The organism is Salinicola sp. JS01 (assembly GCF_030284585.1).
Lineage (GTDB): Bacteria > Pseudomonadota > Gammaproteobacteria > Pseudomonadales > Halomonadaceae > Salinicola.
Genome location: NZ_CP127244.1, coordinates 1,207,811 through 1,225,591, shown reverse-complemented (window position 1 = coordinate 1,225,591; position 17,781 = coordinate 1,207,811). Strand labels below are relative to the sequence as shown.

At 64.0% G+C, this 17,781-nt stretch carries 27 protein-coding genes, 1 tRNA gene and 1 pseudogene; 20 read left to right on the top strand and 9 right to left on the bottom strand.

Annotated elements, in window-relative coordinates; genetic code table 11:
• Positions 1–11 precede the first annotated feature (11 nt).
• Positions 12–509, top strand: a complete 498-nt coding sequence (locus QO259_RS05560) for a hypothetical protein (protein WP_285952111.1) — start codon at positions 12–14, stop codon at positions 507–509.
• Between the two features lie 2 nt (positions 510–511).
• On the opposite strand, the gene QO259_RS05555 is transcribed toward QO259_RS05560, so the two are convergent.
• The 3 genes from QO259_RS05555 to QO259_RS05545 form a co-directional block, all read right to left on the bottom strand.
• Positions 512–721, bottom strand: coding sequence for a TraR/DksA C4-type zinc finger protein (locus tag QO259_RS05555; protein WP_035470032.1), 210 nt, complete (start codon positions 719–721; stop codon positions 512–514).
• On the bottom strand, positions 721–1,221 hold the full coding sequence (locus QO259_RS05550) for a phage regulatory CII family protein (RefSeq protein WP_285952110.1): 501 nt from the start codon (positions 1,219–1,221) through the stop codon (positions 721–723). Before QO259_RS05550 ends, QO259_RS05555 begins: the two co-directional genes overlap by 1 nt.
• Positions 1,222–1,406: 185 nt before the next feature.
• Positions 1,407–1,595, bottom strand: a complete 189-nt coding sequence (locus tag QO259_RS05545) for a Cro/CI family transcriptional regulator (protein WP_285952109.1) — start codon at positions 1,593–1,595, stop codon at positions 1,407–1,409.
• Positions 1,596–1,672: 77 nt separating this feature from the next.
• On the opposite strand from QO259_RS05545, the gene QO259_RS05540 reads away from it, so the two are divergent.
• From QO259_RS05540 to QO259_RS05475, 15 genes and pseudogenes are all read left to right on the top strand, one after another.
• A complete protein-coding gene (locus tag QO259_RS05540; RefSeq protein WP_285952108.1) occupies positions 1,673–2,401 on the top strand; it encodes a S24 family peptidase in 729 nt (242 codons plus the stop codon).
• A gap of 34 nt (positions 2,402–2,435) precedes the next feature.
• Positions 2,436–3,515, top strand: coding sequence for a type I restriction endonuclease (locus tag QO259_RS05535; protein WP_285952107.1), 1,080 nt, complete (start codon positions 2,436–2,438; stop codon positions 3,513–3,515).
• A gap of 146 nt (positions 3,516–3,661) precedes the next feature.
• Positions 3,662–3,838, top strand: coding sequence for a hypothetical protein (locus QO259_RS05530; protein ID WP_285952106.1), 177 nt, complete (start codon positions 3,662–3,664; stop codon positions 3,836–3,838).
• Positions 3,835–4,116, top strand: a complete 282-nt coding sequence (locus QO259_RS05525) for a hypothetical protein (RefSeq protein WP_285952105.1) — start codon at positions 3,835–3,837, stop codon at positions 4,114–4,116. The genes QO259_RS05530 and QO259_RS05525 overlap by 4 nt, the downstream gene beginning before the upstream one ends.
• Positions 4,113–4,412 carry a hypothetical protein gene (locus QO259_RS05520; RefSeq protein ID WP_285952104.1) on the top strand — a complete coding sequence of 100 codons (300 nt, stop codon included), beginning with the start codon at positions 4,113–4,115 and terminating at the stop codon, positions 4,410–4,412. The genes QO259_RS05525 and QO259_RS05520 overlap by 4 nt, the downstream gene beginning before the upstream one ends.
• Positions 4,409–4,714: a hypothetical protein gene (locus tag QO259_RS05515; protein ID WP_285952103.1), complete on the top strand. Its 306-nt coding sequence runs from the start codon at positions 4,409–4,411 to the stop codon at positions 4,712–4,714. The genes QO259_RS05520 and QO259_RS05515 overlap by 4 nt, the downstream gene beginning before the upstream one ends.
• A gap of 11 nt (positions 4,715–4,725) precedes the next feature.
• Positions 4,726–5,004 (top strand): phage antirepressor KilAC domain-containing protein, encoded by a 279-nt coding sequence (locus QO259_RS05510; RefSeq protein ID WP_035470038.1) that lies wholly within the window; start codon positions 4,726–4,728, stop codon positions 5,002–5,004.
• A complete protein-coding gene (locus tag QO259_RS05505) occupies positions 4,997–5,401 on the top strand; it encodes a pyocin activator PrtN family protein (RefSeq protein WP_285952102.1) in 405 nt (134 codons plus the stop codon). The genes QO259_RS05510 and QO259_RS05505 overlap by 8 nt, the downstream gene beginning before the upstream one ends.
• 8 nt (positions 5,402–5,409) lie before the next feature.
• Positions 5,410–5,772, top strand: a complete 363-nt coding sequence (locus QO259_RS05500) for a YfdP family phage-associated protein (protein ID WP_285952101.1) — start codon at positions 5,410–5,412, stop codon at positions 5,770–5,772.
• Positions 5,773–5,870: 98 nt separating this feature from the next.
• Complete coding sequence (locus QO259_RS05495) at positions 5,871–6,674, top strand: DUF2303 family protein (RefSeq protein ID WP_285952100.1); 804 nt, start codon at positions 5,871–5,873, stop codon at positions 6,672–6,674.
• A gap of 92 nt (positions 6,675–6,766) precedes the next feature.
• Positions 6,767–7,348, top strand: coding sequence for a hypothetical protein (locus QO259_RS05490; protein ID WP_285952099.1), 582 nt, complete (start codon positions 6,767–6,769; stop codon positions 7,346–7,348).
• The gene (locus QO259_RS05485; RefSeq protein WP_285952098.1) at positions 7,345–7,626 is read left to right on the top strand and encodes a hypothetical protein; all 282 of its coding nucleotides are present in this window, start codon (positions 7,345–7,347) and stop codon (positions 7,624–7,626) included. The genes QO259_RS05490 and QO259_RS05485 overlap by 4 nt, the downstream gene beginning before the upstream one ends.
• Complete coding sequence (locus tag QO259_RS05480) at positions 7,623–7,865, top strand: hypothetical protein (RefSeq protein ID WP_285952097.1); 243 nt, start codon at positions 7,623–7,625, stop codon at positions 7,863–7,865. The genes QO259_RS05485 and QO259_RS05480 overlap by 4 nt, the downstream gene beginning before the upstream one ends.
• Before the next feature lie 112 nt (positions 7,866–7,977).
• Positions 7,978–8,094: pseudogene (locus QO259_RS20350) on the top strand (hypothetical protein); the annotation flags it as partial.
• A gap of 47 nt (positions 8,095–8,141) precedes the next feature.
• On the top strand, positions 8,142–9,347 hold the full coding sequence (locus tag QO259_RS05475) for a site-specific integrase (protein ID WP_285952096.1): 1,206 nt from the start codon (positions 8,142–8,144) through the stop codon (positions 9,345–9,347).
• A 39-nt stretch (positions 9,348–9,386) separates the two neighbouring features.
• Here the strand turns inward: QO259_RS05475 and QO259_RS05470 are convergent.
• Together QO259_RS05470 and QO259_RS05465 are read right to left on the bottom strand one after the other, a co-directional pair.
• Positions 9,387–9,471 (bottom strand) — tRNA-Leu (locus QO259_RS05470).
• A 396-nt stretch (positions 9,472–9,867) separates the two neighbouring features.
• On the bottom strand, positions 9,868–10,212 hold the full coding sequence (locus tag QO259_RS05465) for a hypothetical protein (RefSeq protein WP_207034777.1): 345 nt from the start codon (positions 10,210–10,212) through the stop codon (positions 9,868–9,870).
• 971 nt (positions 10,213–11,183) lie between these two features.
• Here QO259_RS05465 and QO259_RS05460 point away from each other — a divergent pair.
• The 3 genes from QO259_RS05460 (at position 11,184) to QO259_RS05450 (ending at position 13,525) form a co-directional block, all read left to right on the top strand.
• A complete protein-coding gene (locus QO259_RS05460; protein WP_285952095.1) occupies positions 11,184–11,966 on the top strand; it encodes an amino acid ABC transporter substrate-binding protein in 783 nt (260 codons plus the stop codon).
• A gap of 141 nt (positions 11,967–12,107) precedes the next feature.
• Complete coding sequence (locus QO259_RS05455; RefSeq protein WP_207034781.1) at positions 12,108–12,782, top strand: amino acid ABC transporter permease; 675 nt, start codon at positions 12,108–12,110, stop codon at positions 12,780–12,782.
• A complete protein-coding gene (locus QO259_RS05450) occupies positions 12,779–13,525 on the top strand; it encodes an amino acid ABC transporter ATP-binding protein (protein WP_285952094.1) in 747 nt (248 codons plus the stop codon). The genes QO259_RS05455 and QO259_RS05450 overlap by 4 nt, the downstream gene beginning before the upstream one ends.
• A gap of 15 nt (positions 13,526–13,540) precedes the next feature.
• On the opposite strand, the gene QO259_RS05445 is transcribed toward QO259_RS05450, so the two are convergent.
• The gene (locus tag QO259_RS05445; RefSeq protein ID WP_285952093.1) at positions 13,541–15,028 is read right to left on the bottom strand and encodes a sodium:solute symporter family protein; all 1,488 of its coding nucleotides are present in this window, start codon (positions 15,026–15,028) and stop codon (positions 13,541–13,543) included.
• Positions 15,021–15,254, bottom strand: coding sequence for a hypothetical protein (locus tag QO259_RS05440; RefSeq protein ID WP_285952092.1), 234 nt, complete (start codon positions 15,252–15,254; stop codon positions 15,021–15,023). The genes QO259_RS05445 and QO259_RS05440 overlap by 8 nt, the downstream gene beginning before the upstream one ends.
• 148 nt (positions 15,255–15,402) lie before the next feature.
• Here QO259_RS05440 and QO259_RS05435 point away from each other — a divergent pair, with 148 nt between their 5' ends.
• The gene (locus QO259_RS05435; protein WP_285952091.1) at positions 15,403–16,218 is read left to right on the top strand and encodes a DUF1206 domain-containing protein; all 816 of its coding nucleotides are present in this window, start codon (positions 15,403–15,405) and stop codon (positions 16,216–16,218) included.
• A gap of 182 nt (positions 16,219–16,400) precedes the next feature.
• Here the strand turns inward: QO259_RS05435 and QO259_RS05430 are convergent, their stop codons facing one another.
• The gene (locus QO259_RS05430) at positions 16,401–17,012 is read right to left on the bottom strand and encodes a HupE/UreJ family protein (RefSeq protein WP_285952090.1); all 612 of its coding nucleotides are present in this window, start codon (positions 17,010–17,012) and stop codon (positions 16,401–16,403) included.
• Positions 17,013–17,112: 100 nt separating this feature from the next.
• Complete coding sequence (gene ureG / locus QO259_RS05425; protein ID WP_285952089.1) at positions 17,113–17,775, bottom strand: urease accessory protein UreG; 663 nt, start codon at positions 17,773–17,775, stop codon at positions 17,113–17,115.
• Between the last annotated feature and the right edge of the window lie 6 nt (positions 17,776–17,781).

Genomic DNA, 17,781 nt, shown 5'->3' with positions numbered 1-17,781 from the left:
GAGGTAGAGATTTGATAATCGATCGTGCTCTGCAAAATCGCTGGCTTACTGAACTCAAGGACCTCTACCCAGAAAGAGTGGACCCAGAACTCCTTGACGAGCTTTACCCTCGAGACTCCGGAGCGCGCGAGCATCGAGACGCGCAGCTTTGGTATCTGTACGAACATGGGTTGATTGATCTGACGCTCTCGCCAGAAATCACGGTAGGCGTTCCCAAGATTCTGAACGTCAAAGCTACGAAAAGTGGTATTGACTTTATCGAAGCGGATGGAGGTTTGACCGCCATCCTCGGCACAGTCACTGTCCGCCTTCACGCAGACACGATCCGCGACCTGATCGAGACGCGAATAGCCGAGAGCGATGCCGCTCCGGCAGAAAAGAAACGGATGATCGATAAGGTCAAAGAGATGCCGGAGGAAGGGCTTAAGCACCTTGCAACGCGCATCATCGACTATGGCCTCTCGAAGGGACCAGGAGTCTGGCAAGCACTCACCAATTTCCTGAGCTAACATCACCGCCGCCCCTCCCGGCGCGTCTGGCACGCCACGCAGCGGGTCGCGTACGGCATCCGCTCACGGCGGGCCGCCGGTATCGTCTCGCCGCAGTCGGCGCACTCGTCGCTCACCGGCACCGTATGCCGGCGTGGACCTTGCCGGGCGGCCAGGGCCTGCGCCATGCGCTCGTCGATCAGGTCGTTGGCGATATCTGCACGGTCAGCCATCACTCGTCCCCCTCGTACTGCTCCGCCGCCTTCTCGACCGCGAGCACCGCACCTAGCAACCGACGAATACGCAGATCGAGCTTTTTGGCCTCGACGATATCGATCACCTGATCGTCCAGGCTGTCACTCAGCGTCTCGACAGTCTCGGCGACCTCACGGTGCAGTTGCTTGAGCGCCCCCAGCATGCCCAGCTCGGGCACCTGCTGAGTGGCTTCCTGCGGGCGAACCCAGATCGCACCGCCCGCGATCTCTCCCAGGCTATCCAGAATGCGATCATCCAGCGTCACCGAGAGCACCGCCTCCAAGTCGTCGATATTGGGCCGGTGCGGCTCGTGGGTGGGGCTCAGCTTGTGCTGCAGCGTGGTCGGGTTGAGGCCGTGCACAGCCGCGACAGCCTTGATGCCGCCCGGGTAGTCGCGCGCGGCATGGTAGAGAGAGAGCGAGAGAGGCAGCACCTCGGTCGCCGCGCGGTCGCGCGACGTCGGCCATTGCTTGCCCATGGCATTACTCCTGTCACTGTGCCATGCGCCGCGGGCTCGAGGTGGTGTATCATCGAGACCGTGGCGCAGGCGGATTTGCATTGGTTTGCCCGTCTGCGTTGCGAGAAAGCCCAGCCCGGCCGATCTGTGGTGGAGACTCCGGCGCTGGCACCCCGCCGGGAGAGGTTGCAGCCTCTCCCGGCAACTTAGGCTGAAGCCTTCGGCGCGAGCTTTCGCTGCGCTCTTAGCTCCCCACCCGTCAAAACCTCGATCTGCCACTGGCGAACACGCGGCACGACCTCAGGCCACATACTGACGGCCTGCGTGGTCAGCTCTAGCGCCTCGGCCGTTGCGGTGACACCACCGAAGTAGGCAATCACCTGGGATTTACGCATGATGCTCACCGGTAGGTAAATTGGTTTACCCACTGTAGCGGAAACCGATTTACCACACAAGGCGTAAGATCATTTACATGAGCGATCAAGCGACCCGAATCAGAAACCGCCGCACCGACCTGAAGCTGACACAGCGCGAGGTGGCCGAACGCGTGGGCGTCACCCGGGAATCGATTTCCCAGTGGGAGAAGAACGCGAACCAGCAACTGGGCTCGCACAACCTTGAGCGCCTGGCGAAGGCGCTACAGACAACGACGACATGGATTCTCACCGGGAAGCGTGAAAAAGTTAAAGATAGCGCTAATGTAGTGCCTATCCATAACAACGCCGGGGGACTCAGCATCATGGAACCGTTGCTCAACTACCCAGCCCGTGACGCCTATCACGCCAGCGACTATCGCATCCCGATCCTGGCTGTTTCAGCCAGCGCCGGGCATGGTGCAGTGGTGCTCTCCGAAGAGACCACGGCCTTTATCGAGATCCCGCGCGACGTCCTCCGCGCGATCGGTATCGAGCCATCGCCCCACCTGCGCATGATCAGCACCCGTGGCGACAGCATGCGCGGCACCCTGGACCATGGCGACTTTGCCATTATCGATGTCTCTTATAACGAGATGGGCGACGACGGCGTCTACATCTTCGAGCTCGATGGTCACGTGCACATCAAGCGCCTGCAGCGTCTGCCTGATGAGCAAATCCGCGTAATCTCGGACAACCCGGCCTACGACAGCTACACGCTCAACCGCACACATAACTTTCGTATCTGCGCCCGGTTTCTCGGGCGCTGGGCATTTGGCAGGATGTAACGACTATACGCAGCAGAACTAAAAGGCAGGGAACATGGAAATTGTACAAAAGATCGCGGCACTCGCAGGCCGCGCACGGGATCAGCTCGACCACATCACCAACGAAGAAGCGACCAAAAACGCCCTGGTGATGCCGTTTATTCAGGGGCTCGGTTACGACGTATTCAACCCCACCGAAGTCTTGCCTGAGTTCACAGCAGATGTCGGACTGAAGAAGGGCGAGAAAGTCGACTATGCCATCAAGAACGATGGCGCCCTTTCCATACTGATCGAATGCAAGCCGCGGACCACAGACCTGGCCAATGCCCAGTTCAGCCAGCTATACCGCTACTTCAACTGTACAGAAGCCAAATTCGCCATATTGACCAATGGGATAGAGTACCGCTTCTACTCTGACCTGGACGACACCAACAGGCTGGACAACCGCCCGTTCTTCACCTTCCGCCTGACCGATTACAACGAACGAGATATCGAAGAACTCAAGAAGTTCGCCAAACCGGTGTTCGACGTTGACGCGATCCTGAGCACTGCCAACCGGCTGAAGTACACCAACTTGGCCAAGGCGGCCTTCAGTCAACTACTCCGCGAACCTCCTAGGGAGTTCGTGAAGTCATTGGCTCAGGAGTTCTACGAAGGTCGAATGACGCAACAGGTTCTCGATGAGTTTACGCCCATCGTGCGCGATGCCATGTCTCAACACATCAAGGAACTGGTATCTCAAAGGCTTAAGACTGCACTAGCCACCACGACAGGGGATGAACCTCAAATAGAGACGCCGGAACTCTCCACCACCTCAGCCCCTGCTGCTGATTCCACAGATTCCGATATTGAGACCACCCAAGAAGAAATCGATGGCTACAACATCATCCGAGCCATCGTCGCCGCTGAGGTCGATCTCGATCGCGTTCACATGCGCGACGCGAAGAGCTACTGCGCTATCTTGCTGGATGACAACAACCGGAAGCCGATCTGCCGCCTGCACTTCAATGCCAAGACCAAAAAGCGCATCGAGCTGTGGGACGGTGAGGCCCCAGTGAAGCACGATATCGCAGCGATCACGGACATATTTTCTCATCGGGAAGCCATTCTCTCGACAGTCCAAAAGTACCTCTGATACCCCAATGAGCCGGCGCGCGCCGGCTTTTTCATGCCCTTCATAGTAAATCTGCTTACCGGTGTTGACGCTAAAGGTAAATGTGTTTACGTTTGACGCTAAGGCGTCTGCAAACGCCAGCCGTTCCTCCACCACAGGACAGCACCATGCAAACCAATGGCCGCAAGACCCCGGGCCGGGTGTATCTGCACCCGGCCGCGGGCTCCACCCCCGAGAGCATCCAGCGCGTCCAACGCGAAACCGGCATGCTCGTCGTCATCGGCACCCACGCCGCCCGCCTGATCCCCATCGCTGCCGCCGGCAGCCGGGCGGTGATGGCATGATGAACCGCAACCAGGATCGCGCGCTGCGTAAGATCTGCCGCCAAGGCGGCAAGCTTACGCTGCCGACGACCGATGGCCCTCTGACCATTGAGGTCACGCTCAGGCAACGCACCAACCATCCCGACCGCGCCGATGCCAAGATCTCGGAGAGCCCGACGAGCTTCCTGAAGCTCAATGACTGGTCGCCCCGTGAGCTATATGCCGACCTGGCAGAGCGCATCGAGGACCAGTACCAAGTGCTGTCCGAGGCCGACGATGCGCCGGAGGTCCAGTCATGAGCCTGACCGACCTCACCCCACCGGCACCGGTCACGCTGACCAGCGCCGACCGCATTCTGCTCGCGCGCCTGACCGACCTGGCAGTCGATATCACCAATCAGGGCAAGCTGGTCTGTAACGCCGCCTACATGGGTTTTGCCCGCCGCGTGCATGTCTGGTGGCAGCCCGCCACCGGCGGCGAGATGCAGCAGATCGAGATCGCGCTGAGCGCCGAGCCCGAGACCGTGCGCAGCGAGCTGGCGCAGGCAATCCAGACCCTGGAAGCGCTGCTGACGCAGCCGGGAGATGCCGCATGAACCAGCTAGCCCACGTACTACCGCCGCGGGAGGCGCCGCCCCGCTGCCTGATCGTCGGCCTGATGCCGCCGCAACTTCTCGCCGCGAGCCTCACCGGCAACCTGCTGTCGCGCACCCAGTACCCACTGACCGTCGAGCGCGACAGCGAGGTGCTGGCGCGAGGCACCATCGAAGACACCGGCGCGGGCCTCTCGGTGCAACTGAGCAACCGCGAAGGCGCGGCGGTGCTCACGCTGCACAACGCCCTGCCGGCGGACGCCACCTGGGCGCTGGGCAAGCTGGTCCAGCGCTACACCGACTGACGGAGGCTGCCATGCGATTCGATCTGCGAACCACCGCCACCCTGCTCGGCACCGGACGCACCACGCTGTGCCAGCAGCTGCGCGAGCGGCACATCCTCGACGCCCACAACCTGCCTGCCCGCGAACACGTGCGCGCCGGCCGCTTCGTCGTCGAAGCCAAGGCGGTCGCGGTGCCGGGGCTGGGCCGCGAGCGCGCCTACGGCAAGACGCTGGTGACTGAGCGCGGCCTGACCTGGCTCGCGGATCAGCTCGGCGTCACCGTCACCCGCGAGGCCGCCAACGATGCTTGAGCAACCCGCCTGGACCGATGGCGAGCACGGCACCAGCACGGTCGCGCTGCTGTTCGAGCAGTTCGGCGACGTGTTGATCCCGCTCGAGACCGTGCGCGAGCGCTACTTCCGCAACCTCTCCGAGCGCGTGCTGCGCGCAGCAATCCGCGATGGCCGCATCGATCTCCCGATCATCACGCTGGATGCCAGCCAGAAGGCACAGCCGTTCGTCTCTATCTATCACCTGGCGGTGCTGATCGAGCGCCAGGCCCACGACAGCGTGCGCCAGCTACCACCCCGGCATTGGAGCGAGTTCCGCCGCGCCGTGCCGACCACCGAGCACACCCCGGCCGCCCAGGCGGCGGGGAGCACCGGCCCGGGCACCACCCCGGCCACAACCACCACAGCAAACCAATGAGGCACACCATGAGCGATATCCACGGTTCCGATACCAACTTCGCCGAGCTGCTCGACGACCTCGACGGCGGCGTGTTCCACCAGAAACTGGGCCACGCGCTCTCAGCCGTCGCCCTCGGCGTCGTCCAGAACGGCAAGGCGGGCAAGGTCACCATCACGCTGGACGTGAAGCAGATCGCGACCAGCCGGCAGGTGGACGTCAGCCACAAGCTCACATTCACCGAGCCTACCGCCAAGGGCAAACGCAGCGAGGAGAACACCACCTCGACGCCGCTCTACGTCGGCAAGAACGGCAAGCTGACGCTGTTCCCCGAGAACCAGACCAAGTTCGAGTTCGACAGCGAGAAAAGCGGCCAGCGCACCAACGCCTGACCGGGCACTGACCAGCAGCACTGCCGCCGAGCCGGCCACACCCGGCGCCAACCCCAAACCGCGGCAATCACCACAGCAAACCAATGAAGGAAACGATGATGGACGCTGAAGCAATCCAGAAAATCCAGGAACTGACCCATGCCGCCGCGATCGGCAACCCCGGCACCGACGTGCCGTCGATCCTAGTCCCGTCCGGCTTCAAGCTGCAGTCGCTCGAGCCGCTGATGACCAGCCCGACCCGCTTCCGCGGGACGTTCGCGACGACCTCGCTCGAGGACTACGCCGAATACATCAACGCCGAGCATGGCGGCCGCGTCTTCGTCGACACGGAGAGCATGCGGGCGCGCGCGTTCTTCGACCTGGGCGACGTGACCGCGCCCGGGCACGGCGAGCACACCGCAGCGCTGACGCTGGAAAAAACTGCCGCCTACGCCGCGATGCTCGACGCCGACGGCAAGGCGTTCGCCCAGAAAGACCTGGCCCACTGGGTCGAGGACTGGCACGCCAACATCGAGGGCGAGGATAGCAACGGCAACTCGCTGAGCCCGATGCAGCTCGCCGCCGCCGTGCGCCGTATCGAGATCAAGGCCAGCAGCGAGCGCACCCACGAGGAAGGCGACTGGAACAGCAGTCGGTCTGGACTCGATCAGCTCGACGCCCGCAGCGGCGACGCCACCCCGGCGATCATCCGCTTCAGTTGCACGCCCTACGAGGCCCTCAGCCAGCGCACGTTCACGCTGCGCGTCTCGATCCTGACCGACGACAGCAAGCCCCGGCTCAAGCTGCGTGTCAGCGGGCTCGGCGCAGACCAGGAGCTGATCGCCCAGGAGTTCAAGCACGTGCTCGGCCAGCACCTGGCCGACGGTGCCACCCTGCTGCTGGGCACCTTCGCCAAGAGCTAAGGCCCAGCCCAACTGGTAAGAAATTCTTACCTGTTCGCCCGCCGCCGCCACCACCGACGGCGGGTGCCACCACCAGACATGAGAGCAAACCAATGCGACTGATCGAGATCGTCTACAACCACGCGCGGTTCGACGAGCTACCGCCCGAGCGGATCTTTGCCCCTTTGGGCCTCGAAGTGCACACCGAGTGCCACGAGCACCCCGAAGTCAGTCTGAACGATACCAGCCTGGACATCGCCAGCTTTATCAGCAGCCTGCCGTTCACACCGCCCGCGGGATTTGTTGAAGTCGCCCGCTACGACACCGAAGACGCCATCGTCCTGCTCGCGCTCAAGCCGCTGACGGCCCTGGCCGAGCTGCTGCTGGCGCAAGAGGAGACCGGCGAAGCCCTGGCCGCTCTCGCACGCGAACGCCGCCGACAGGTCGAGGCGGAGGGCTGGACGGCTGAGCACGATGACCAGCACGGCGATGGCAGCATGGCCGACGCCGCCGGGTGCTACGCCCTACATGCACACGAAGAGAGTCACCGCTCACCGGCATGGTGGCCGTGGGACGACGCTTGGTGGAAGCCCAGCGCGTGCGCCACCCGCGACCTCGAGAAAGCCGGCGCGCTGACTCTCGCCGAGATGGAACGCCTCGCCCGCGCTGAGCAGCGTGAAGGCGGTGCCGCATGACCATGACCTACGAAGCCTGGCGGGTCTCGTTTCAGGACGCCGAGCAAGCGGCACGCGCGGCATTCCGGCTGGCGCAGGAGCAGGCCGTCAAGATCGCCCGAGCCCAGGCACTTGCCGACGAGCAGCTTGTCGACCACTCAAGCCACACGGATGAAACCGGCACGCCTTGCCAAGCGGGATTGGCGGGCCGGATGACTTGGCAGCAGCCCTGGGCGCGTGACCTTCATCACGCGCTGAACGCCCGCCAGGAGCTATACAGCCGGGGAGGTATCGCATGAGCAAGAAAAATACCATCGTTGTCGCTCTTGCTTCCGCTTTTGGCATGGGCCTCGGCTGGAAAAAACGCAGCCCTCACCCACAACCAGAGGTCAGCGCCGAACCGATCCGGCCCTACCGCGCCGAGCGCCTCACCACAGACGAGCCAGGCCGCAAAGCTGCCGCCGCGAATCGCCGCACCCGACAAAAGGCCAAGCGGGCCGAACAAGCGCGCCGTCAACGGGAGGGCATGGAGCAATGAGCGAGCCATTCATCTACTGTCGCTCGAAATGGTGGTGATCTGATGACTGGCATTACGCGACACAGAATGCCATGCCCCGGGCCCGGCAGCGTGGTAGATACAGGAGGCAATCATGCTCGCGCTTGATCACCTCACGATAGAGAAATTCGCCGAACACTCCGGCTACACGCCCGGCGCCATTCGCTCGAAGATCAGGGCAGGCGTCTGGCGCGAGGGGCACGAGTACAAGAAAGCGCCCGATGGGCGCATCCTCGTTTCGATCCAGGGATATGAACAGTGGGTAAATCGACCGACCACGACGGCGTCCGGGCCGCTTCGTCCAGCACGATCGAGATCGACTTCTACTACCAGGGCACCCGCTGCCGCGAACGAATCAAGCTGCAGCCCACCCCCGCTAACCTGAAAAAGGCGGCGCGCCACCGCGCCGCGATTCTCGACAGCATCGACAGCGGCACCTTCGACTACGCCGTGACGTTCCCCCGCAGCAGGAACACCCGCAGGTTCATCCGCGGCGACCGGCTCGACAATTATCTGCGCACGTGGCTCGATCGTAAGCGGCCCACGCTCAAGGCGTCGTCCATTCAGACTTACAGCAAGATCATCGAGCAGATGGTCGTGCCAGCGCTCGGCAGCCTGATGCTATCCGAGGTCACACGCCCAGTGGTGCGAGACTGGCTGGCCACCCTGAGCTGCGGCAACAAGCGCATGAGCAACATCCTCACTGTGCTGCGCGGCGCGCTGGGCGACGCCGTCTATGACGAGCTGATTCCGACCAACCCCCTTCACGGCTGGCACTATCGCCGCCAGGAGAGGCCGAAGCCCAGCACCGGCCCCGATCCGTTCAACCGCGACGAGCAGGCCCGCATCCTCGCCGCCTGCCGCGATGAACTGCGCCCGCTATTTCAGTTCGCGTTCTGGACTGGACTACGCCCGAGCGAGTACATCGCGCTTGAATGGGGAGATATCGACTGGGACCGGAGAGAGGTGAGCGTCACCAAGTCCAGCACGTTCGCTGCTCGCGGCGAGATCGAGGACACGAAGACGGCAGCGGGGAACCGCACCGTCATGCTGCTGCCACCCGCTATCGAGGCGCTCAAGCAACAGCGGCAGTACACCCAACTGCACCCGTCGGGGCGCGTGTTCCTATGGCCACGGAGCCAGCTACCGTTCAAGGGCGACGCCGACATCCGCGAAAAGCTGTGGCGCCCTGCCGTGCGACGATCCGGCGTGCGCTATCGCACTGTCTACCAGACTCGGCACACCTACGGCTCGATGATGCTGTCGGCCGGTGAGCCGCTCGCCTGGGTCAGTCGCCAGATGGGTCACCGCGATGTCATATTCACAGCGCGCGTCTACGCGCAGTGGATTCCCAACGCGTCGCCAGACCTGGGGCTGAAAGCCGTGGAGATGTTCGCCGGGAAAGCTGACCAGAAAGCTGACCACGCCCAGCCAAAAACAGACCGTATGAGGACAAAAATCTAGGAAGGGATAGCCGTAAGATTTTGATTTAACGGCATATTTTGGTGCGGATGGGGAGACTCGAACTCCCACGCCTTGCGGCACTAGAACCTAAATCTAGCGTGTCTACCAATTCCACCACATCCGCTGGATGAAGAGCGCGCTCATTTTACGGACGAGCGCTCCAAAGTCAATTCGCTGTACGGCCCCTGCCCGCTCGCATCGAGACCCAGTCGGCGACGCCGCTCGGGCGGACACAAAAATAGAGGGTCCGCGTACGAACCCCCTAATCGTGACGGCTTCCTGCCGTTTGCCATGGCGTCCTGCCAAACTTCCCTGTGTCGGTCGCGTCCTGCGACCTCGCTTCCTGACGTCTCCCTGACGACACGCACACTGTGGACCCCTGGGAGATCAGATAATTTGATACAGGTGAAGAAGTGGAAAGGTAATTGTATCTTTATGTATCTATCGACTGACGAGGAGGCAGCGTCACGCCACAAAAAAGCGCCCCGCGGGGCGCTTTTCGAGAGAGGTCGTTCGCCTATCACTGGGACTTTTGAGCCGCAGCGGCGGCGTCGCTCTGACCCTGGGCGTTGATCGAGTCGAGATCCTCGGCATCCTTGATATCGGTCTTGCCGTCGGTCTCTTCCTGCATGGCGTCGATGGCATCATCGGTCGCCGCACTGTGGCCGCTTTCATCCATGCCTTGATGCTCGCTCTCGCCACTCATCATGTCCTGCTGCGACTCGGTCACGCCGTCACCCTTCTTGAGCGGCTCCTGATTGGCCTGCTCGGCGTCCTTCAGCGCAGCACTGTCGGCATAGACCATGCCCGCGCCGCCGAGCAGCATCAGGGCGGTAGCGGTGACGACTGCAATACCTTTTTTCATGGCAAGTCCCTTGTCTCTAGAGTTGACAGACACGCCGCGCCTTGGGCGGATGGCGTTTTATCAGCATAGCGCAAATGGTGATTTTTGCTCGCCTCCGGGTCCACGATGTCGCCCCTTCGACACCCATGGCCGGTATCATCACCGACACGCCAGCGCATCGTCAGACCCAGGCAGCGACGAGGAGATGCCACAAACACGAAAGGCGAGCCCGAGGGCCCGCCTTTCTAAGATCCGCCTGCGCCGAGAACATCATGTTCTCCTGCCGGGCCATCCTGACCCCTGCCGGCGTGCGGTGCTGTGCAATCAAGCCACAAGGTCACTTTCCCGGTGCCATGCAGCCATACGATCATCCATGATCGCAGCCAAGATTCACCTATCGTCCCTGGACTCCATCCTTGAAGCCGGTGAATCGACCAACGAACGCAAAGTTATACAAAACCTTTCTCTAGGTCAAGCACCTGCCGAGCACATCCGATGCTCGATGCCGCAGACAGGCCGCGACAAGTGCGCAATAAACAGAAAGGGAGACGATGGAAGGACATCGACCCCCCGAAAGCAGGATGCGCTCCAGCCCGTCTGCCGGGGCTGCGAGAGCAACGCCGATAGCGCCCAGAACGCGACTCGCTCTCGACTCTCCACGGTACCTGAGCCTATCGGCCCGTTCCCTGGCCATGCCGCTAACCAGCGCAGCGCGCAACTCCCTTGGTCACGTCCCTGCGGCAGCCTTCACGAAGAGAATCGAGCCGATGTTAGATCAATACATTACAAACGACAAAGGCTCGTACAAAATATTCCCCCCGTCAGCCAGGTCTCGACGAGCTGGCCGCCGGCGACGACGCCATAGCCCCAAACAAAATGGCATATCAAATTTTTCTCTTATTCCGACAAAAAAAATTGCGCTATGCTACATCCACTCACGACCGCGCGGTCCGTCCCCCCGCGCTGCCCCTACCGACGAGGAGATCACCCGCATGGCTCGATACGCATATTCTCTGGCTGGCCGCGTGCTGCGCGGCGGCGCTCTGGCACTGGGTCTGGGCTTGGCTTCGATGAGTAGCGTGGCGCACGCCGATACGCTGCGCGTCGGCATGTCCGGCGGCTACTACCCCTTCACCTTCGTCGACCATGACGTGCTCAAGGGCTTCGAGGTCGACCTGATGAACGCCATCGGCGAAGAGACCGGCGATGACATCGATTTCGTGACTGCCAGCTTCTCCGGGCTCGCCGGAATGCTCGACTCCGGACGCATCGACACCATTGCCAACCAGATCACCATCACCCCCGAGCGTGAGAAGAAGTACCTGTTCAGCACGCCCTACGTCTATGACGGTGCCCAGGTCGTGGTGCGCAAGGGGAATGACGCCATTCACGGCGTCGAGGATCTGAAGGGCAAGACCGTCGCGGTCAACCTCGGCTCCAATTACGAGGCGCTGCTCGAGGAGCTGCCCTACGCCGACCAGATCAATATCAAGACCTACGACTCCAACATCGAGCAGGACGTAGCCCTCGGCCGTGCCGACGCCTTCGTCATGGACCGCGTCAGCGCGACCCAGGTGATCAAGGACAAGCCGCTGCCGCTCGAGCTTGCCGGCCAGCCCTTCTCGCAGATCCAGAACGCCTACCCCTTCCGTGACGACGAAGCCGGTGCTGCCCTGCGTGACCGCGTCAACGCCGCACTGGCCAAGCTGCGTGACAGCGGCAAGCTGAAGGCGATCTCCGAGAAGTGGTTCGGTACCGATATCACCCAACCCTGATACTCTGATCCCACGCCGCCCTCGAGTCGTGCCCTGCGTCCTGCACGTAGGACTACGCCGGGGCGACACGGCCCATGACGCTTGCCGGCTTCATGGGCCTTTCTGTTATCCACGGCCGCGCTGCGCGGCGTAGTGATCTCTATGCACGCACTCAATGTCGACTACATGCTGGGCCTGGTGCCCATCCTTCTGAGCTATCTACCGTTGACCCTGGGCATGGCCGCCGCGGGCATGCTGTGCGCCCTGGTCCTGGCTTCGCTGCTGGCGGTGATCCGGGTGACCGAGCTGCCCGGGCTCAACGCCTTTGCCAAGCTGTTCATCTCGTTCTTCCGCGGCACGCCGCTGCTGGTACAGCTGTTCCTGTTCTATTACGGGCTGCCGCAGGTACTCACTTTTCTGGTCTCGATCAACGGTATCACCGCCACCATTCTCGGCCTGACCCTACACTTCTCGGCCTACATGGCGGAGTCGATCCGCGCCGCCATCGTCGGGATCGATCGCAGCCAGACCGAGGCCGCGCTCTCGGTGGGCATGACCCAGGGCCAGTTGATGCGGCGCATCGTGCTGCCGCAGGCGACCCGCGTCGCCACGCCGACGCTGATGAATTACTTCATCGACATGATCAAGTCGACCTCGCTCGCCTTCACCTTGGGTGTCACCGAGCTGATGGGGGCGACTCAGAAGGAAGCCGCCAGCAGCTTTCTCTACTTCGAAGCCTTTCTGGTCGTCGCCGTGATCTACTGGGTCGTGGTGGAAGCCCTGTCATGGGTGCAGAAATGGCTGGAGCAACGACTCAACCGGGCCTATCAGCGATGATCGAACTCAAGGGTATCCGCAAGCAGTTCGGCGACCAGGTGGTCTTCGACGCCATCGACTTGAAACTCGAACGCGGCGAGATCATCGTCGTGGTCGGCCCCTCGGGAACCGGCAAGTCGACCCTGCTGCGCTGCATCAACTTCCTCGAGCGTCCGGATGCCGGCCAGCTCACGGTGGGCGATCTGCAGGTCGATGCCACCCGCGCCACTCAGGCGCAGATTCTCGCCCTGCGCCGGCGCACCGCCTTCGTGTTCCAGAACTACGCCCTGTTCGCCAACAAGACCGCGCTTCAGAACATCGCCGAGGGCATGATCGTGGTCGACGGCCTCTCCAAGCGCGAAGCCCATGCCCGAGCGCGCAAGATCCTCGAGCGCATCGGCCTGGCCGACAAGGCCGATGCCTATCCGGCCTCGCTCTCCGGAGGCCAGCAGCAGCGCGTCGGCATCGGCCGGGCGATGGCGGCCAACGCCGAGGTGATTCTGTTCGACGAGCCGACCTCGGCCCTCGACCCGCAGTGGGTCGAGGAGGTCCTGGGGCTGATGAAACAGCTCGCGGCGGAGCACCAGACCATGATCGTGGTGACCCACGAGATGCAGTTCGCCCGCGAGGTCGCCGACCGCGTGGTGTTCATGGACGAGGGCCGAATCATCGAACAGGCGCCGCCGGCGACGCTGTTCAGCCAGCCCCGCGATGAACGCACCCAGCGCTTCCTGAAGAAGATTCTCACCGCCAACCCGGCCTGACCCCACCCGCGCCAGTCAGGCGCGGGAGCGACCCGGGGCGCTGATAGCGAAGAAGCGCTCGACCACCTCGTCGCGCACCGGCCGCGTCAGCAGCGACACGCCCACGAACAGTGGCAGGTTGACCAGCAGCCCCCAGAAGCCGGCATGCACGCCGAGCGGATTGCGCCAGATCAGGGTGAAGGCGAGGGTCACGCAGAAGCCGGCGACGATGCCGGCGATCACCCCGGGGGTGGAGGCGCGGGTCCACACGAACATGCCGATGAAGGCCGGCAGCACCTGGGTGGCGAAGCCGAGCCCCACCAGCAGGATCATCACCAGGTTGCTGGGTTCGCTGATCGCTACCGGGGCCACGATCAGCGCCATGATCGGAATCAGCAACCGCCGCGCCAGGCGTGCCGTGGCGCTGTCACTGAGCCGCCACAGCGGCTGGGCGATATCCCGCGCATAGGCCATCGCCACCGAATGCAGAAACGGCTCGCACGAGGACATCGCCGCGGCCAGGGTGCCCGCCCCCAGCAGCCCCACCAGCCACACCGGCAGATGGCCAAGGGCATAGCTCAGGGCCACGGTATCGGCGCGCTCGAGCTGCGGCAGCGCGAGAATACCGATAAAGCCCACCACCACCATCGGCAGCACCACGATGTAGTAGGTCGGCAGCCAGGTCGCGCTGCGCCGGATGGTGTCGGCGGAGCGCGCGCTCATCCACTGGCTCCACACCGGCGGCATGAACGAGAGCATCGAGACGATGATCGAGGTGGTCCAGAAGGCGAAGCTCATGTCGCCGCCCGCCCCTGGCAGAGTCAGGAAGTCGGGGCGCTCCGCCTGCAGGCGCGCGAAGATGGCGCCGAATCCCAGTTCGCCGCTGGCGGTGTGGGCCGACCACAGCCCCACGCTCCACGCTACCACCAGCATCAGCACACCCTGGAAAGCGTTGGTCAGGCCGATGGCGTGCTGCCCGCTGACGTAGAGATAGAGCGCCATCGCCGCCAGGATCAGGATCACCCCTGCCCAGACCGGGATACGCCCGCCGCTCATCACCGCCAGAATGTAGGCCGACCCCATGGTCTGCAGCACCGCATAGGCCAGCGAGCCGATCGACATCACCAGCGCCGCCAGGCCACCCAATAGCGGACTCTGATAACGGTCGGCGATGGCCGCGCCCTGGGTGACGTGGCCGAAGCGCCGGCCGAACTCCCACACCCGCGGGCCGCAGTACCACGCCACCAGCGCCAGATAGGAGAGATAGATCACCACGTAGAAGACCGCGACGCCCTTGCTGTAGGCCCAGCCGGGCGCCCCCATGAAGGTGTAGGCGCTGATGCTGCCAGCGGCGATCAGCAGATAGAGCGTGACGCCACCCATGCTGCGCCCGGCCACGCCCCACTCCTCCAGGCTGTCCATGACGCGCCCACGGCGCGCGCGCAGGCCGATCACCAGCGCCACCGCGACATAGCCCAGGGTGATCCACAGCGGGGCCAGGCTGCTCGTCGACAGGCTAGTCATCCCTGTGCGCCCTCCGCGCCAGCCAGCGGTTGCCCAGCAGCATGGCGAGCCAGCAGCCGGCCACGATGGCATAGGCCCACAGCGCCAGCCACGGCAGCCCGAACGCCAGCCGTGCCCGATTGACGCCGGCCACTACCGGCCACAGGCCCATACCGATCAGGCCCAGGAACAGCAGCAACAGCCCCCAGCCCGCCGCCGAGCGCGGGCGTACCACGAAATGCTTCATCGATGTTCCCACAGTGTGTCACGCGTGTTTCATGATTTTTCACCGCACCACCTGGCGGCCGGCGACAGGATAGCCTATCGCATCGGGCATCGGCGCCGAACCCGGCGAGCTGCTAGGCTGCAGGGATCATTCGCGTTCAGGGATCTCCATGCCGCACCGACGCTCTCGACTCCGTGACGGGCTACGCTTCAGCGCGTCCGCCGGCTATACCGCCAAGGGCTTGATCTATGTCGCGGTGGGCTGGCTCGCCCTGCTCACCACCATCGGCCTGGGCGGCAGCGAGAGCGGCACCAGCGAGGTGATCCACAAGATCGCGCTGTGGCCCTTCGGCAGCGTGCTGCTGGTACTGCTCGGCCTGGGTCTGGTCGCCTACGTGGCCTGGCGTCTGGGCCAGGCGATCTGGGACACCGAGCACAAGGGTAACGACTGGAAGGGTTGGCTGCAGCGGCTGGGATTCGCCCTCAGCGCCGGGCTCTACGCCACCCTGGCATGGCAGTGCGCGGCCTTGCTGCTGCACAGCGTGGCGAGTTCATCCCAGGAAGACAACCGCCGCCGCACCGAGTGGCTGCTGGGCATTCCCGGCGGGCGCTGGCTGCTGCTGGCGGTGGGCTTGGGCTTCGTCGCCGTCGGCGTGCATCAGCTGGTGCGCGCCTGGCGGCGTGCCTACCGCAAGAACTGGCATCTCGACCAGCGACCCAATCCGCCGCTGCCGCTGCTCGAGGGCATCGCCAGAGTCGGGCTGGCCGCCCGCGGCGTGACCTTCATCCTGATCGGCGGCCTGCTCGGCCTGGCCGCCTGGCAGCTCTCGCCCAGCCAGACCCAGGGTCTGGGTGGCGCCCTCGATCTGCTGGCCCACCAGCCCTACGGCGACTTCCTGCTGGGCAGCGTCGCCTGCGGCCTGATCGCCTACGGCGGCTACTGTTTCATCAATGCGGGCTATCGCCGCGTGCGTCACCCCCGCTGACCGGCCCACGCTGGCATGAAAAAGGCCGCATGAGCGGCCTGGAAGGATCGGAACAGCGCGCCGGCGCCGCGACCGCAGTCACGGCACCGACCTACCTGCCGAGCCATGCAGCGCCGCCAGGTAATCAAGGTACGCAGCCGATACCGAGCCGGATGCGCGAGAGAGCTGAGGCGGCGGAGCACTCAGCCCAGCATCAGCGCCCCGCCGGCTGCGGCGATGGCGGCACCGATACCGCGCAGCCAGCGGCTGTCACGCTGGGCCAGCCAGGCACCGGCATGGCGCCCGACCAGGGTGATCGCCACGCTGGTGATCACGAAGCCCAGCGCGTAGAGCAGCGCCGAGGCGCCCGGCGCCAGTTCGCTACCGTGAGCATGGCCATGCAGCAGAATGAAGGCGAACACCAGCGTGCCACCCACCGCGCTGGGCAGCTTGACCAGCGTCGCCAACAGCACACCCGCCAGCAGCACGCTGGAGGCGATGCCGAACTCAACGCCCAGCAGCGGCACCCCGGCCCAGGCCAGAGCGGCACCACACACCATGCCCAGGGCGATCAATGCAGGCATCGCCCGGCGCAGCGTGGGCGCCTGACGGCAGCTCCACAGCCCGATCGCCAGCATCGCCAGCAGATGGTCGAGACCGGTCAGCGGGTGCATCAGGCCGGCCAGGAAACTGCCGCCATGGGTATGCGGCAGCTGCCCCGGGTGGGCGTAGGCCGCCGAGGCCAGCAGCAGCGCCAGCGGCGCGCCGAGCCAGGCCAGACGGCGCGCGGTGCGACGAGAGGGTCGAGCTTGCATGGTGTACTCCTTGGATGGTGGAAGGTTGGGTGGTGGATGGTTGGGCGATGGGTAGTGGCTTGAGTGTGAAAGCGTCGATGTCAGGGTGAACAGTACCGATTCACTCGGCGCACAGCAGCGCCTGATCGACCCGCGCCCGCTGCGCCTCGCCGCGGCGCTCCGGCAGCATCCCGCGGTCGAGGATGAAGCGCACGATGGTCTCGACGCCGACCCCGTCATAGAGGTTGGCGAAGACGAAGGGGCGCGGGCCGCGCATCATCTTGGCGTCGCGCTCCATGACTTCGAGCGAGGCGTGGACGCGCTCGGCGATATCGATCTTGTTGATGATCAGCAGATCCGACTTGGTGATCCCCGGCCCGCCCTTGCGCGGAATCTTGTCCCCGGCGGAGACATCGATGACGTAGAGGGTCAGATCGGAGAGCTCGGGGCTGAAGGTGGCGGCGAGGTTGTCGCCACCCGACTCCACCAGCACCAGCTCCAGCGTCGGATGCCGCGCGTGGAGGTCGTCGATCGCCGCCAGATTCATCGAGGCGTCCTCGCGGATGGCGGTGTGCGGGCAGCCGCCGGTCTCGACGCCAATGATGCGGTCGGCATCCAGCGCGTCGTGGCGCAGCAGGAAGTCCGCGTCCTCGCGGGTATAGATGTCGTTGGTGACCACCGCGATATCGTAATGCTCGCGCAGCGCCAAGCAGAGCTGCTTGAGCAGAGCGGTCTTGCCGGACCCGACCGGGCCGCCGACGCCCACTCGCAGACAGTGTTGCATATCCCT